The organism is Streptomyces sp. NPDC048825 (assembly GCF_043198355.1).
GTDB classification, from domain to species: Bacteria; Actinomycetota; Actinomycetes; order Streptomycetales; family Streptomycetaceae; genus Streptomyces; species Streptomyces xiangluensis.
In genome coordinates, this window is sequence record NZ_JBICUR010000004.1 from 414,139 (window position 1) to 429,873 (window position 15,735).

Annotated in this window: 12 protein-coding genes; 11 read left to right on the plus strand and 1 reads right to left on the minus strand. The window is 68.8% G+C overall.

The window, feature by feature from the left end; translation table 11 throughout:
- The first annotated feature begins 2 nt into the window (after positions 1-2).
- The 11 genes from ACGFNK_RS13340 (at position 3) to ACGFNK_RS13390 (ending at position 13,204) form a co-directional block, all read left to right on the plus strand.
- Positions 3-878, plus strand: coding sequence for a carbohydrate ABC transporter permease (locus ACGFNK_RS13340; protein WP_386346411.1), 876 nt, complete (start codon positions 3-5; stop codon positions 876-878).
- Positions 875-2,170 carry a polysaccharide lyase family 1 protein gene (locus tag ACGFNK_RS13345; RefSeq protein WP_393415323.1) on the plus strand — a complete coding sequence of 432 codons (1,296 nt, stop codon included), beginning with the start codon at positions 875-877 and terminating at the stop codon, positions 2,168-2,170. The genes ACGFNK_RS13340 and ACGFNK_RS13345 overlap by 4 nt, the downstream gene beginning before the upstream one ends.
- Positions 2,167-3,342 (plus strand): Gfo/Idh/MocA family protein, encoded by a 1,176-nt coding sequence (locus ACGFNK_RS13350; protein ID WP_393415326.1) that lies wholly within the window; start codon positions 2,167-2,169, stop codon positions 3,340-3,342. The genes ACGFNK_RS13345 and ACGFNK_RS13350 overlap by 4 nt, the downstream gene beginning before the upstream one ends.
- Positions 3,339-4,181 carry a PmoA family protein gene (locus tag ACGFNK_RS13355; RefSeq protein ID WP_393415329.1) on the plus strand — a complete coding sequence of 281 codons (843 nt, stop codon included), beginning with the start codon at positions 3,339-3,341 and terminating at the stop codon, positions 4,179-4,181. Before ACGFNK_RS13350 ends, ACGFNK_RS13355 begins: the two co-directional genes overlap by 4 nt.
- Positions 4,178-5,764, plus strand: coding sequence for a family 43 glycosylhydrolase (locus ACGFNK_RS13360; protein ID WP_393415332.1), 1,587 nt, complete (start codon positions 4,178-4,180; stop codon positions 5,762-5,764). Before ACGFNK_RS13355 ends, ACGFNK_RS13360 begins: the two co-directional genes overlap by 4 nt.
- 34 nt (positions 5,765-5,798) lie before the next feature.
- The gene (locus tag ACGFNK_RS13365) at positions 5,799-6,878 is read left to right on the plus strand and encodes a polysaccharide lyase family 1 protein (RefSeq protein WP_393415335.1); all 1,080 of its coding nucleotides are present in this window, start codon (positions 5,799-5,801) and stop codon (positions 6,876-6,878) included.
- Positions 6,879-7,012: 134 nt separating this feature from the next.
- Positions 7,013-8,374, plus strand: coding sequence for an ABC transporter substrate-binding protein (locus tag ACGFNK_RS13370; protein WP_393415338.1), 1,362 nt, complete (start codon positions 7,013-7,015; stop codon positions 8,372-8,374).
- Between the two features lie 119 nt (positions 8,375-8,493).
- The gene (locus ACGFNK_RS13375) at positions 8,494-9,294 is read left to right on the plus strand and encodes a rhamnogalacturonan acetylesterase (RefSeq protein WP_393415341.1); all 801 of its coding nucleotides are present in this window, start codon (positions 8,494-8,496) and stop codon (positions 9,292-9,294) included.
- A gap of 155 nt (positions 9,295-9,449) precedes the next feature.
- On the plus strand, positions 9,450-10,754 hold the full coding sequence (locus tag ACGFNK_RS13380) for a polysaccharide lyase family 1 protein (RefSeq protein ID WP_393415344.1): 1,305 nt from the start codon (positions 9,450-9,452) through the stop codon (positions 10,752-10,754).
- A gap of 103 nt (positions 10,755-10,857) precedes the next feature.
- On the plus strand, positions 10,858-11,985 hold the full coding sequence (locus ACGFNK_RS13385; protein ID WP_393415347.1) for a pectinesterase family protein: 1,128 nt from the start codon (positions 10,858-10,860) through the stop codon (positions 11,983-11,985).
- Positions 11,969-13,204 (plus strand): dienelactone hydrolase family protein, encoded by a 1,236-nt coding sequence (locus ACGFNK_RS13390; RefSeq protein ID WP_393415350.1) that lies wholly within the window; start codon positions 11,969-11,971, stop codon positions 13,202-13,204. Before ACGFNK_RS13385 ends, ACGFNK_RS13390 begins: the two co-directional genes overlap by 17 nt.
- 99 nt (positions 13,205-13,303) lie before the next feature.
- On the opposite strand, the gene ACGFNK_RS13395 is transcribed toward ACGFNK_RS13390, so the two are convergent.
- Entirely contained in the window at positions 13,304-15,556 is a 2,253-nt protein-coding gene (locus ACGFNK_RS13395) for a family 43 glycosylhydrolase (RefSeq protein WP_393415353.1), read from the minus strand.
- Positions 15,557-15,735: the final 179 nt, after the last annotated feature.

Sequence of the window (15,735 nt, forward strand, 5' to 3'; positions counted from 1 at the left end):
CCATGACGGCGCCCGCTCCCAAGGACGAGGCTCCCGCACCGCAGCGCCCGGCCAAGCGGCGCCGTGCCTGGGACGAAGTCCCGCGCTGGCAGATCTACTTCCCCCTCGGCGCCTATCTGCTCTTCACGCTCATCCCCTTCTACTGGATCCTCCTGTTCGCCCTGCGCGAGCCCGGCTCCACCTCGCTCGTGCCCTGGCCCATGACCTTCCAGCACTTCGAGAAGGTGTGGACCGAGCGCAGCTTCGGGACCTACTTCGAGAACAGCGTCTACGTCGGCATCGCCACCCTCGTGATGACCACCCTCGTCGCGCTCGCCGGCGGCTACGCTCTCGCCCGCTTCAACTTCAAGATCAAGCGCGCCTTCATGCTGGCGCTGCTCTGCTCCCAGTTCGTGCCCGGCGCACTGCTCCTGGTTCCGCTGTTCCAGATCTTCGCCGAGCTCCAGATGATCAACTCGCTGGGCAGCGTCATCATCGCCGAGACCGTCTTCCAGCTCCCGCTGTCGATGATCCTGATCAGCGGCTTCATCCGGAACGTCCCGTACTCCCTCGAAGAGGCCGCCTGGGTCGACGGCTGCAGCCGCCTCACCGGCTTCAGGGTCATCGTCCTGCCGCTGCTGCGGCCCGGACTGATCGCCGTCGGCTCCTTCGCCTTCGTGCACTCCTGGAACCACTTCCTGTTCGCCCTGATGTTCCTCAGCAACCAGGACAAGCAGACGATCCCCGTCGGCCTCAACAGCCTGATGAGCGCAGACAGCGTCGACCTGGGCGCACTCGCCGCGGGCGGCATCATCGCGGCCGTACCCGTCGTGATCGTCTTCGCCTTCATCCAGAAGTGGCTGATCACGGGCTTCAGCGCCGGGGCGGTGAAGGGATGAGAAAGCTCCAGCTCATCGCCTTGGCAGGGGTGTTGGGGTTGGCTCTCAGCACTCCGGCCGGGGCCGGGACCCGCGACATCAGCCGGGACACCCTGGCTCCGGACGACGGCTGGGCAGCGGCCGACGGTGGTACCCCGGGGGGTTCCACCGCCGACGACGCCCACGTCTTCACCGTACGGAACCGGAGTGAGCTGGTCCGCGCCCTCGACGGCGGCAGCGCGACCCCGAAGATCATCAAGATCGCGGGGACGATCGACGCCAACACCGACGACGCGGGGAAGCGGCTGGACTGCGAGGACTACGCGACCGGCGGTTACGACCTGAAGAAGTACCTCGCCGCCTACGACCCGCGCACCTGGGGCTCCGCCAAGCCGAGCGGCCCGCAGGAGGAGGCGCGGCAGGCGTCGGCCGCGCGCCAGGCCGAGCGGGTCGAACTGGCCGTCGGCTCCAACACCACCATCGTCGGCCTCGGCGACAAGGCTGTGCTCAAGGGCGCCGGCCTCCAGCTCATGGGCGCGGACAACGTCATCGTCCGCAATCTCGAACTCCGCGACGCCTACGACTGCTTCCCCGCCTGGCAGCCCAACTCCGGTGGCCTCGGCGACTGGAAAACCGCCTACGACAACCTGTGGCTGCGCGGCGCCACGCATGTGTGGATCGACCACGTCACGCTCTCCGACAAGGGGCACCTCGACGAGGACGAGCCGACCTACTTCGGCCGCAACTACCTGCGCCACGACGGCCTGCTGGACATCACCAACGCCTCGGACCTGGTGACCGTCTCCTGGAGCCGGTTCGCCGACCACGACAAGGCGATGCTCATCGGCAACGGCGACACGGCCACCGGGGACCGCGGCAAGCTCCGCGTCACCCTGCACCACAACGAGTTCGAGTCCGTCGTCCAGCGCGCCCCGCGCGTCCGCTTCGGACAGGTGCACGTCTACAACAACCGGTACGTCGTCCCCGAGGACGCCCACGACTACCGCTACTCCTGGGGCGTCGGCACAGAGTCGGCCATCCACGCCCAGAACAACGCCTTCACCACACCCGGCCACATCGAGGCCGCCGACGTGCTGAAGAGCTGGAACGGCACCGCGCTGCACGCCACCGGAAGCCTCTTCAACGGCTACCCGGTCGACCTGCCGGCCATCAACAACGCGTACAACTCCGGCAGCGAACGCGACCTGACCGCCGACGTCGGCTGGACGCCCGCCCTGCACGGGAAGATCGACACCGCCCAGCGGGCCGACCGTGACGTGGCGCGCGGCGCGGGAGCGGGGAGGATTTCATGACCACACCTGTGCCGATGACCTCACCCGTGCCGATCGTCCTCGCGGGAGCGCGCGGCCACGGCCGCTGGCATCTGAAGAACATCCGCCGCCTCCAGGACAAGGGCCTCGTACGCCTCGCCGGGATCTGCGAGCTGACGCCGCTCACCGAGGAGGAGCTGGACGCCTTCGCCGCCCCCGGTCAACTGCCGGAGCAGTCCGCCGACTTCGGGGCGCTGCTGGACTCCACCGGTGCCGCGATCGCCGTGATCTGCACGCCGATCCACACCCACACCGACCTGGCACTGATCGCCGCCGGCAAGGGCGTACACCTGCTGCTGGAGAAGCCGCCCGCGCCGTCGTACGCCGAGTTCCGCCGGATGGCCGACGGGGTCGCGGCGGCCGGGGTGGTGTGCCAGATCGGGTTCCAGTCGCTGGGCTCACACGCCGTGCCGGCGATCCGGGAGCTGGTCGCGAAGGGCGCGATCGGCGAGGTGACCGGGGTCGGGGCGGCCGGTGCCTGGGCGCGCAACGAGGAGTACTACCGTCGCGCCCCCTGGGCCGGGCGGCGCACGCTGAACGGCGCCGACGTCGTCGACGGTGCGCTGACCAACCCCCTCGCGCACGCTGTCGCCACCGCCCTCGCGCTCGACGGCTCCACCCGCGCCGAGGACATCACCGCCATCGAGGCCGAGCTGCTGCGGGCCAACGCCATCGAGTCCGACGACACGTCCTGCGTACGCGTCACCACCGAGGCCGGTGGCCGGGTCACCGTCGCCGCGACCCTGTGCGCCGAGCGGCCCGACGAGCCGTACGTCCTCGTGCACGGCACCAGCGGCCGGATCACCTTCTGGTACAAGCAGGACCGGGTGCTCCTCCAGCGGTCCGGGCGCGGCCCCGAGGAGATCGAGTACGGCAGGACCGACCTGCTGGAGAACCTGGTCGAGCATCTCGAAGGCCGGGCCGAGCTGCTGGTGCCGCCCGAATCGACGGGCGCGTTCATGTGGGTCGTTGAAGCGATTCGACAGGCGCCGGATCCGGTCGCCCTCCCCGAGGATGACTGGTACCTGCTGCCGGAAGAGAACCGCCGGGTCGTCCGCGGTATCGACGCGCTCGTCAGGGCCGCCGCCGACACCCTCTCCCTCTACTCCGAGCTGGGCGCCCCCTGGGCGCTCCCGAACGAGGTGAGCACATGAGAGACGACTCCCTGGTCCTGCGGATCGCGGGCCGTCCCGTCGGCCGTTACATCACCCGGCCGGAACTGTCCGCCCGGCTCTCCCCACGTCCGTATCTGCACCCGGTCACCACCCTGGCGGGCACGGCGGTCACCGAGCTGAGCCCGGCCGACCATGCACACCACCTCGGCGTCGGTGTCGCCGTTCCCGACGTCGAGGGGCACAACTTCTGGGGCGGTCGCACCTACGTCCGCGACCAGGGCCCCACCGAGCTCGACAACCACGGCGCCCAGCGGCACGCGGGCTTCCAGCTGAGCGACCCGGACGGCTTCGTGGAGGAACTGCGCTGGATGGCCACGGGCGGAGAGCTGCTGCGTGAGCGGCGTACGGTCGCGGCCACCGAACTGACCGACGCCGCCTGGGCGTTGGACTTCACCTTCTCCCTCACCAACACCACGGACGGCCCCCTGTCGATCGGCAGCCCGGCCACGAACGGACGCCCCGGCGCCGCGTACGGCGGCTTCTTCTGGCGCGCCCGCAAGGAGGCCGAGGCGCCCGCCGTGTTCACCCACGGCACCGAGGGCGAGGACGCGGTGCACGGCGAGCGCGCCGACTGGCTCGCCCTCGCGGGCGCCAACTGGACCCTGGTGTTCGCCGGCGCCACCGAACAGACCCGCCGCGACCCGTGGTTCGTGCGCACCGCCGAGTACCCGGGCGTCGGCTCCTCCCTCGCCCACGAGGCGCGGCTGCCGATCCCGGCAGGCGAAACGGTCGTACGCCGAGTCGTCACCGTCATCGCCGACGGCCGCCTCGACCGGGGCGAAGCCGCGGCTCTCGTCCGCAAGGCGGTGAGCCCATGAGCAGCCAGAGCGCACCCGCCTTCACCGCCGACCTCGGCGATGGGACCTACCGCAACCCGGTCCTGAACGCCGACTGGTCCGACCCCGACCTGATCCGCGTCGGCGACGACTACTACATGACCGCCTCCAGCTTCGGCCGCGTCCCCGGCCTGCCGCTGCTGCACTCCCGCGACCTGGTCAACTGGACGCTCGTCGGACACGCCCTCCAACTCCTCGAACCCGCAAAGGAGTTCAGGACACCCCGGCACGACTGCGGAGTGTGGGCGCCGGCCTTGAGGCATCACGACGACCGGTTCTGGATCTTCTGGGGCGACCCCGACCACGGCATCTACCAGGTCAACGCCCCGGAGATACGCGGCCCTTGGACCCGCCCCCACCTGCTCAAGGAGGGCAGGGGACTCATCGACGCCTGCCCCCTGTGGGACGACGAGACCGGCGAGGCGTATCTCGTGCACGCCTGGGCCAAGTCCCGCTCCGGCATCAAGAACCGGCTCACCGGCCACCGTATGCGGCCCGACGCCACCGGCCTGCTCGACGAGGGCAAGGTGATCGTCGACGGCGACCGCATCCCCGGCTGGTTCACCCTCGAAGGGCCGAAGCTGTACCGGCACGACGGCTGGTTCTGGATCTTCGCCCCCGCCGGGGGAGTGGCGACCGGCTGGCAGGGCGCCTTCCGCTCACGCGGCTTCTTCGGGCCGTACGAGGAGCGGATCGTGCTGGAGCAGGGCGGCACCGACGTCAACGGCCCCCACCAGGGCGGCTGGGTGCGCACCCCGTCCGGCGAGGACTGGTTCGCGCACTTCCAGGAGAAGGGCGCGTACGGGAGGGTCGTCCACCTCCAGCCGATGCGCTGGGACACGGACGGCTGGCCCGTACTGGGCGACGAGGGCACCCCCGTCGACGTATACAAGAAGCCCGACCTGCCGCCTCAGCCGCCGTCCGCACCCGCCACCGACGACGACTTCCCCGGTGGACGCTTCGGGCGCCAGTGGCAGTGGACGGCCAACCCGCAGCACGGCTGGGCGACTCGGCACGCGGGCGACGGGCTGCGGCTGACCTGCGTACGGACGGCCGACTTGGACGATCTGCGCAAGCTGCCGAACGTGCTCACGCAGCGGCTGCCGGGGACCCCCGCCACCGTCGAGGTCGAACTCGCCCTGTCCGGCGAGGCGCCGGGCGCCCGGGCCGGACTCGCCGTGCTCGGCGACGCGTTCAGCTGGATCGGGCTCCAGCGGGGCACCGACGGGCAGGTGCATCTCGTGCACCGGTTCGCCGAGACCGTCGCGATGGGGGCACCTCCCACGCCTTTGGGGCAGTGGGGGAGGGAGCGGGATGCCGCCCATCCGCGGGTCGCTCCCGAGGGGCGGGCGCGGCTGAGGGTCGAGGTCGGCGAAGGGGCGCGCTGCCGCTTCTCGTACGACGTGGGGGAGGGGTGGCAGCCCTCCGGGCCGGTCTTCGCCGCCACGCCCTGGCGCTGGGTCGGCGCGCTGCTCGGCCTGTTCGCACTTGCGCCGCCCGGTGGGGGACACGCCGGGGCGGCCACGTTCACGCAGTTCCGCATCACCGCACGACCGACTTCCTGAACTCACTTCACGTGTACGCCTGTTGGGAGCCGCAATGACGCAACTCCGAAGCAAGCGCTTGCCGGGGCCGGGACCGGGGTCGAGACCGGGCCTCGGTAAGGCCCTGATCACGGTCACCGCCCTGGTGGCCTCACTGGGGCTGGGAGCCATCGCCCCGGCCAAGGCCGCGACCGACGCGGTGACCGGTGGCACGGCAGCGCCTCGCTGGACCGGCAAGGCCCACGGCTTCGCCTCCCTCGACGGCGGTACGAAGGGAGGCGCCGGCGGCAAGGTCGTCACCGTGACCACCCAGGCCGATCTGGAGCGGTATGCGGCGGCCGAGGAGCCGTACATCATCCGGGTCGCCGGGACGATCAAGGCCGAGCCGTTCGGCGCGAACGTCGTCGTCGCCTCGAACAAGACCATCATCGGCGTGGGCACCGCGGGGGAGCTCGTCCAGGGCGAGTTCAACCTCAAGCCAGGTACCCACAACGTGATCATCCGCAACCTGACGATCCGTGACTCGTACGTCGAGGGCAACTGGGACTGCAAGGACACCGACTTCGACGGCATACAGATGGACACCGTCCACCACGTCTGGGTCGACCACAACCGCTTCTCGCGGATCTGCGACGGGCAGCTCGACGTCCGCAAGGACAGCGAGTACGTCACCGTCTCCTACAACCGCTTCGAGAACAACAACAAGACCTTCGGCATCGGCTGGACGGAGAACGTCAAGACGCAGATCACCATCGACCACAACTGGTTCAGCGGTACGAAGCAGCGCAATCCCTCCGCCGACAACTGCGCGTACGCGCACCTCTACAACAACTACCTGACCGCGCAGGCCGACCCCGGTGATCCGGTGTGGACGTACGGCAACTGGTCGCGCGGCAAGACCAAGATGGTCATCGAGAACAGCTACTACAAGGACGTCCAGCACGCCTACCAGGCCGACACCACCGCCGAGTTGGTGCAGCGCGGATCGATCCTGAAGAACACCAGCGGGCGGCACGACGCGTGGGGCGCGGCCTTCGACCCGCGGGGCTTCTACAAGTACGAGCTGCATCCGGCCGCCGCCGTGCCCGCGCTCGTGAAGAAGTTCTCCGGACCGCAGGCGCCGATCGGCAGATGAAAGACCGCAGATGAAAGACCGGCAGGTGAAAGGCCGGCAGATGAACTCGATGCCCACGGTTCACCGAAGCCGTGTGCCCACAGACCCCCACAACTTCACAGCTCGACGGATCCAGAAGCAGAAGAGAGCCGACCATGAAGATCAGTATTCGCAACAGCAGCAGGGGCGGACGGCGTATTGCCACGGCCGCCGCCGTGAGCGTCGTGCTCGCGCTGACCGCCACGGCCTGTGGCGACGACGGCAGCGGAGCGGCAGGTGACAAGGGCGCCGAGGGCAGCGGCAAGGGAGAGATCGTCTTCTGGGACAACAACGGCGGTGTCCGCACCGACATCTGGAAGGAGATCATCGCCGACTTCGAGAAGGCCAACCCGGACATCGACGTCAAGTACGTCGGGATCGCTGCCACCGAGTACCAGTCCAAGGTCGACACGTCCATCCAGGGCGGCAGCCTGCCGGACGTCGGCGGCGCCGGCGCGGCCATGCTCGCCGGTTTCGCCGCCCAGAACGCGCTGGAGCCGCTGGACGACCGCCTCAGCAAGTCCTCCCTCAACGGCAAGCTCAACGAGGACATGGTCAAGTCGCTGAAGTCCGCCGGCGGCGACGACGACAAGCTGTACTCGATCCCGACCTCCGCCAACAACGGTGTCCTCTACTACCGCACCGACCTGTTCAAGGCGGCGGGCCTGGAAGCGCCGACCACCTGGGACGCGTTCTACAAGGCCGCCGAGGAACTCACCGACACCAAGAACAACAAGTTCGGCTACACCATCCGCGGCGGCCCCGGCTCCATCGCGCAGGCCCTGGACGCGATGTACGGGCAGTCCGGCATCACGTCCTTCTGGGACGCGAGCGGTGAGAAGACCACCGTCAACGACCCGAAGAACGTGGAGGCGCTGGAGAAGTACGTCGGCCTCTACAAGAAGGTCACTCCGGCCGCCGACCTCAACAACGACTTCACCAAGATGGTCGCCCAGTGGGACTCCGGCGAGATCGGAATGCTGAACCACAATCTGGGCTCCTACCAGGATCACGTGAAGGCGTTGGGCGTCGAGAAGTTCCGGGGCATCCCGCAGCCGATCGGGCCCGGCGGCAAGCGGGTCCAGGTCTCCAACCCGGTCGACGGGCTCGGCCTGTTCAAGAGCTCCAAGAACAAGGAAGCCGCCTGGAAGTTCATCGAGTTCGCCACCACGCACGCGGAGAACTCCAAGTTCAACAAGTCGGCGGGGCAGGTCCCGGCGAACACCGACGCCGCGAAGGACCCGTGGGTCTCCGAGGCCGAGCCGACCAAGCTCGCGGCCGAGGCGCTCAGTGACGGTTCCACGACGATCGTTCAGCTGCCGTACTACCTGCCGGACTGGAACACGATCTCCAAGACCGACAACGAGCCGGCCTTCCAGAAGGTCATGAACGGGTCGATGAAGGCGAAGGAGTTCCTGGACACGTTGGCTGAGCAGCTGAACACGGCTCAGGCGGAGTGGAACGAGCAGAAGAGCTAGCGCCGCTTTCGTGACGCAGCAGCCCCGCGCCCGTGAAGGGCGCGGGGTGCACCACCCCCCACTGAAAGGCACCGCTGAACGCACTTATCCCGCACGCCTGTTGAGAAAGGCACTTCGTCGTGTCGCTCACCCGTAGACAGGTCAGTACGGCGGCTGTTGTCGCCGTTCCGCTCGCCGTTGCCGCGAACGGGCCCGCCGCTGCCGCCGCGTCGTCCCGTGGTGCGAGGCGGACCCTCTTCATCGCCGGTGATTCCACCGCCGCTCAGAAGTACGCCGACGCCGCGCCCGAGACCGGGTGGGGTATGGCCCTCCCGTTCTTCCTGCGCCGTGACCTACAGGTCGCCAACCATGCCGTGAACGGGCGCAGTTCGAAGAGCTTCGTCGACGAGGGGCGTCTCGACGCCGTCCTCGGGGCGATCCGGCCCGGCGACCTCCTCCTCGTGCAGTTCGGTCACAACGACTCCAAGACCGCCGATCCCGCGCGGTACACCGAGCCCTGGACCACGTACCAGGACTATCTGCGCCTGTACGTCGACGGGGCGCGGGCCCGTGGTGCCCGGCCCGTGCTCGCCACGCCCGTCGAGCGTCGGAGGTTCGACGCGAGCGGCAATGCCGTGACGAGTCACGGCGACTATCCGGCGGCCATGCGTGCGCTCGCCGAACGGGAGCGCGTGGCGCTGCTCGACCTCCATGCCCTGTCGCTGGCGTTGTGGCAGCGGCTCGGGGTCGAGGAGACGAAGAAGTACTTCAACTGGACCGAGACCGAGCAGGACAACACGCACTTCAATCCTCCGGGAGCCATTGCGGTGGCGCGGCTGGTCGCGGGGGAGTTGCTGCACCGCCGGGTGCTTGCACCGCGGGACGTGCGTCGCTTGGACGACGAGATTCCGGAGGCCTGGATCACTTGGCCGAAGGCGTAGGCCCTCCGCTGTAAGGCAGGCCCACTCCGGCCGGTTCGTAGCCGCGGGCCCGTTGTGGCTTGTCGCGCCCGCGCGGCGGAGCCGCAAATCGACACAGCCCCGCGCCCCTGAAGGGGCGCCCCCCGTACCCGCACTTTTGGAAGGAACCCGCACCCATGCGCACCCGTAACTGGCATGCCCATGCCATAACCGCCGTTGTCGGTTGTACCGCCCTCGTCCTCACGGTCACCGGACCCACCGCCCAGGCCAAGCCCCGCGACCTCGGTCGCGAGACCCTCGCAGCCGGCGACGGCTGGGGCTCGGAGGGCGCGGGCACCACCGGTGGATCCGCCGCCGACGCCGCGCACGTCTACACCGTCACCACCTGGGCGGAGTTCAAGCGGGCGCTCGCCGATGGGGGCGACGCACCCAAGGTCATCAAGGTCAAGGGGATGATCGACGCCGTGTCCGAGGGCTGCGAGGCCTTCGTCGCCGGGGGGTACGACCTTCAGCAGTACCTCAAGGACTACGACCCGGCCGTCTGGGGCAACGACAGACCCGCCAGCGGTCCGCAGGAGGACGCGCGGGTCGCGTCCGCCGCCAACCAGGACACGGCCATCAAGGCCAACGTTCCCAGCAACACCACCATCGTCGGCGTCGGCAAGAACTCCGGGATCCTCGGCGGCAGCCTCCAGATCAAGGGCGTCTCGAACGTCATCATGCGCAACCTCACCATCGAGGCCCCGCTCGACTGCTTCCCGAAGTGGGACCCGACCGACGACAACAACACCGGCAACTGGAACTCCGAGTACGACGCCGTGGTCGTCTACGGCACCGACCACGTGTGGATCGACCACAACACGTTCACCGACGGGCGCTACCCCGACAGTGAGCGGCCGGTCTACTTCGGCAAGGTCTTCCAGCAGCACGACGGGCTGACGGACATCGTGCGCGGCTCCAACTACGTGACCGTGTCCTGGAACCGCTACCAGGACCACGACAAGAACATGCTGATCGGGAACAGCGACGGCACCGCCGCCCTCGATTCCGGCAAGCTCAAGGTCACCATGCACCACAACCGCTTCGACGGGATCCTCCAGCGCTCTCCCCGTGTGCGGTTCGGACAGGTCGACGTCTACAACAACCACTACGTGGTGACCGAGGACCAGAAGGACGACTACTACATCTTCGGTGTCGGCATCTCCTCGCAGCTGCACGCCACCCACAACGCCATCTCGCTGCCGCCCGGCACCAGCGTCGGCAAGGCGCTGAAGAAGTGGAACGAAGCACCGCTGACCGCCGAGGAGAACTACGTCAACGGGAAGCTGACGGACTTGATCGCCGTGCACAACGCGGAGATCCCCGAGGAGACGTTGCAGCGGGGCGCCGGCTGGACGCCGACGCTGCGTAAGAAGGTCGACTCGCCGCGGGCCGTGCCGGGGATCGTCGGCCACGGCGCGGGTGCGGGACGCATCCGCTGACGTTCCCGGAAAACCGGCCGGGGCCACCCGCACCGCACCCTCACCGCGGGGCGCGCCGCCCCGGCCCGCCCACCGCACGAGCCGCACAGAGAAGGAGCACCGCATGCCCGCGCCTCACCTCCGATTCCCACTGTCCAGAAGGGGCTTCCTCCTTGCGGCCACCGGAACGGGCGCCGCCCTCGCCCTGACGACGGCTCCCGCTGGGGCCGACGGCAGAAAGCGCCCGTTCGGCCGGTACGGGTCACCGGCCGCCCGCCGCACCCCGAAGACCCTGTACGTCGACCCGCGCGGCCAGGGCGACTTCACCTCCGTACAGGCCGCCGTGACCGCCGCGACCGGCAGCGGCTGGACGCTGGTCCTGGCACCCGGCACCTACCGGGAGACGGTCGCCGTCGACCGCACCCGGACGGAGGCGACCTGGATCGGCGCCTCGGAGGATCCCCGCGATGTCGTGATCGTGTACGACAACGCGGCCGGCACGCCCAAGCCCGGCGGCGGCACCTATGGCACCAGCGGGTCCGCCACCACCACCGTGCAGGCCGACGGGTTCACCGCGCGGGACATCACCTTCGCCAACGACTGGCTCCGCGCCGACCATCCCGAGATCACCGGCACCCAGGCCGTCGCCATCAAGGTGCAGGGCGACCGCTCGGCGTTCCTGCGGTGCCGGTTCCTCGGGCACCAGGACACGCTGTACGCCGACTCGATGGCGCTCGGCACCTTCGCCCGGCAGTACTTCGCGCACTGTTACGCCGAGGGTGACGTCGACTTCGTCTTCGGGCGGGCGACCGCCGTGTACGAGCACTGCCGCTTCCACACGCTGGCCCGAGACGTGGACTTCACGCCCAAGGGCATGGTGTTCGCGCCGTCCACGGCCGGTGCCAACCCCTATGGCTACCTGGCCGTGAAGTGCCGTATCGCCAGCGGCGCGGAGGACGGGGCGTACAAGCTGGCCCGGCCCTGGGTGCCGAGTTCCGACACCACGGCGCGGCCTGCCCTTGTGGTCCGCGACACCTGGATGGGGCCGGGCATCGACGCGGCCGCACCGTACACCAACATGTCCTCCGGCTTTCCCTGGCAGGACCAGCGGTTCGCCGAGTACCGCAACACGGGGCCCGGCGCCGAGATCCTCGTTCCGGAGAACCGGCCTCAACTGACGGAAGAAGAGGCCAAGTTGCACACCCGTCAGACGTACCTCGGGGACTGGAGGCCCTATGAGCGGCGACGGTGACCGGGCTCCGGTCGGGAGGCGGGCCTTCGTCGCGGGAGCGGGCGCCGCCGCGCTATGGGCCGCACAGACTGGTGTGTCCGGGCCCGCGATCGCCGCCGAGCCACCGGCCGGTGCGGCGGCGATCGCGGGCTCAGCGGGGACGGGCGGAGCAGGAGGCATCGTCGAAGGCAACCTCCCGGACTTCTACCCTGCCCTCAAGGACGAGCTCCGCTTCCCCCTCGCCTGGGGCAACTCCCCGATCCGCGACTTCCGCGCCTGGCGTCGTGCCGCCCGCGCCAAGGTGGAGGAACTGCTCGTCGCCGGTCGCGACGACACCGCGTACGCGCCCGAGTTCGGCGATCGCGCCGAGGCCGACGGGTATACGCGGGAGCTCGTCACCTTCGGGCTCACCCGTTACGGCCGGGTCCGCGGCGCCCTGCTCACCCCGCACGGCACCGGCCCCTTCCCCGCCGTGCTGCTCCTCCACGACCACGGCTCGAAGTTCGACATCGGGAAGGAGAAGCTGGTCAGGCCCTGGTACGACGGTGAGGCCCGGTTACCGTCCGCGCTGGAGTGGGCAGAGCGGTGCTTCAGCGGGCGGTTCGTCGGTGACGAGCTGGCCCGGCGCGGGTACGTCGTCCTCGCCGTGGACGCCCTCGGCTGGGGCGACCGCGGCCCCCTCGTCTACGAGCAACAACAGGCGCTGGCAAGCAACTTGTACAACCTCGGCTCGTCCCCCGCCGGGCTCATGGCCCGCGAGGATGTACGTGCCGCCCGTTTCCTGGCCGGCCTCGACCGCGTGGACCGGCGGCGCGTCGCGGCCCTCGGCTTCTCCATGGGGGCCTACCGGGCGTGGCAGACCGCCGCGCTCAGCGACGACATCGCGGCCGGGGTGAGCGTGTGCTGGATGACCGGGCTCAAGGAGATGATGGTGCCCGGCAACAACACGCTGCGCGGGCAGTCCGCGTTTCACATGCTCCACCCCGGGCTTGCCCGGCATCTCGACATCCCGGATGTGGCCGGCATCGCCGCGCCCAAGCCGTTGTTGTTCTTCAACGGCGGACTGGACACGCTGTTTCCTCCGGAAGGGGTGCGGGTGGCTTACGGCAAGCTGCGCCTCGTTTGGCGCGCTTGCCGGGCCGAGTCGCGGTTGCGGTTGAAGACGTGGCCCGAGGTGGGCCACGTCTTCAACTCGCGTATGCAGGACGACGTTTACGCGTGGCTGGACGAGGTCCTGTGAGGCATGTTCGAAGCTGCGGGTCCGTTGTGGCTTGTCGCGCAGTTCCCCGCGCCCCTCAAGGAAGGCCTGCGGCCTCCTTGAGGGGCGCGGCTACTGCCGTTACCTGCGTACCGGCCTGATCGACTCCAGTGTCGGTACCACCGGCTTGATCGTTCCGTCTGCCGCGAACTCCATGCGGTCGATCGTGGTCTCGCGGTGGGTGCCGTCGCCGCCCGACTTGCCGGGGCCGTTCAGGGCGAAGCGGTGGTAGACCATGTACCAGTCGTCCGTGCCGGGGGTGTTCACCACCGAGTGGTGGCCGGTGGCCTTGATGCCGTACTCCGGGCGCTTGGAGAGGATCGTGCCCTTCTTGGTCCAGGGGCCGAGCGGGGACGAGCCGGTGGCGTAGGCGACGTGGTAGTTCTCGCTGCGCGTGTCGTCCTCGGACCACATGTAGTAGTAGGTGCCCTTGCGCTTGATCACAAAGGCGCCCTCACGGAAGTTGTCCGGGGTGATGTCCTGCACCTTCGTCGCGTCGAAGGACACCATGTCGTCGTTCAGCGGGACGACATAGCCGCGCCCGTTGCCCCAGTAGAGGTACGACTTCCCGTCGTCGTCCGTGAAGACCGAGGGGTCGATCATCTGGCCCTGGAACTGCCCGCCCTTGGCGACCAGCGGCTTGCCCAGCGCGTCCTTGAACGGGCCCGCGGGGGAGTCCGCGACCGCGACGCCGATCTGCTGCTCGGCACAGAAGTAGAAGTAGTACTTGCCGTTGCGCTCCGCGATCGCCGGTGCCCAGGCGTTCTTGTCGGCCCAGGACACGTCAGGTCCCAGGTCGAGGATCTCGCCGTGGTCCTTCCAGTGCACCAGGTCCTTCGACGAGAAGGCCTTGAACTTGGTCCCGCTCCAGCCGGGGAAGCCGTCCGTGGTCGGGTAGATCCAGTAGCGGCCGTTCATGTACTTGACGTCGGGGTCCGCGTAAAGGCCGGGCAGGACAGGACTGCGCGTAGGCACCGCCTCCACCGTCCACTTGCGGCTCGTCCCGTCCGCCGCCGTCACGGTGTACGTCTGAGGCTTGCGGAAGTCGCGGCGCGTACCCGAGGCCGGGGTGACCTTGGCGCCCGCGCCGGTCGCCAGCTTCGGCGCAAGGCGCCTGAGGGCTGCTTCATCGATGTCCGGCTCCATCGGCAGGACGACCTTGTTCGCGGCCTCCGTGACGATCGCGTAGCCCTCCTGGTCCTTCGCCGTCACGTCCACGATCGAGGTGGGGCTCGCGGGATACGCGGCCAGCAGGCGGTCGTACTCCTTCTGCGTCACCGGCATGACCGTGCCGTGGCGCGGGCTGGTGGGCAGCTGGTAGTTCTGCGACGGGGTCCACTTGCCGGAGTCGAGGTCGGTGGTCTCGAAGGGGAGGTAGCCCCGGCCGCCGTACTCGTCGATGAACAGGTACCACTTCTCCTCGGTGTTGGACTTGAACACCGTCGGGCCCTCGCCACGGTCCATCGCCCCGTTGCCGATGCAGTCCGCGACGAAGTCGTACTTCGTGGAGGTCAGCGTCCTCGACTTCTCCCCGGTGATGTACTTCGCGCAGGGGCTGCACGAGTTCGGGTCGCGCTCGTCCTTGGTGTAGCGGTAGTAGGTGCCCTTGTGCTGCACGACCGTTGAGTCGATGACCGAGTAGCCCGGGTCGTTCCAGACCTTGGGCTCGCTGAAGGTGCGGAAGTCCTTCGTGGTCGCGTACATCATTTTGTTGTACGTCGAGCCCGTGTGGTCCGGGTCGTCGTCGGCGTACAGCTTCGAGGCCCAGAAGACGACGAACTCGCCGAGTGTCTCGTCCCAATACGCCTCGGGGGCCCAGGTGTTGCCCGCGTTGTCGGGGGAGACCTTCACCAGGCGCTGGTCGGTCCAGTTCACCAGGTCCGTGGACTCCCAGACCATGATGGACTTGCTGCCGTGACGCTGGACGTCGTCCCAACTGCCGCTGCTGTTCTGGTACATGCGCAGATCGGTCGCGATCATGTAGAACTTGTCGCCCTCCGGGGCGCGGATCACGAACGGGTCCCGCAGGCCCTTCTCGCCGATGGTGGAGGTGAGTACCGGCTTCCCGGAGTTCAACTCCCGCCAGTGCAGCGGATCGTTGCCTCGGCTGAGGGCATAGCGGATCTGCTCGCCGTCGGCCGTGCCCTCACCGGTGAAGTACGCGAAGAGATAGCCCGCGTACTTCGGCTTGGCCTTCTGCGAGGCTCTGTCAGCTCTGTCCACTGGTTGTGCTCCGGATTGTGCGGGACTGGGCGGGGCTGTCAGGAGGCTCAGGAACAGGGCGAGCAGCGCTGACAGAGACGTCAGGAGCGTGCGGGCGGTGCGGGGGCGCATGACACATCCTGTGGGGGTCTGGTGGTTTCTGTTGGGCTGAACTGACGTGGAGTTTCACCAGTGGGAGACGGTGCGTCAATCGGTGCGACCGGGACCGGGATGATCGAAAGTTTCGATTCCTTTTCGGGTGGGCGCGGCAACCTTTTCCGGCCATGGCGGCGACCTGGTGTACAGAGACG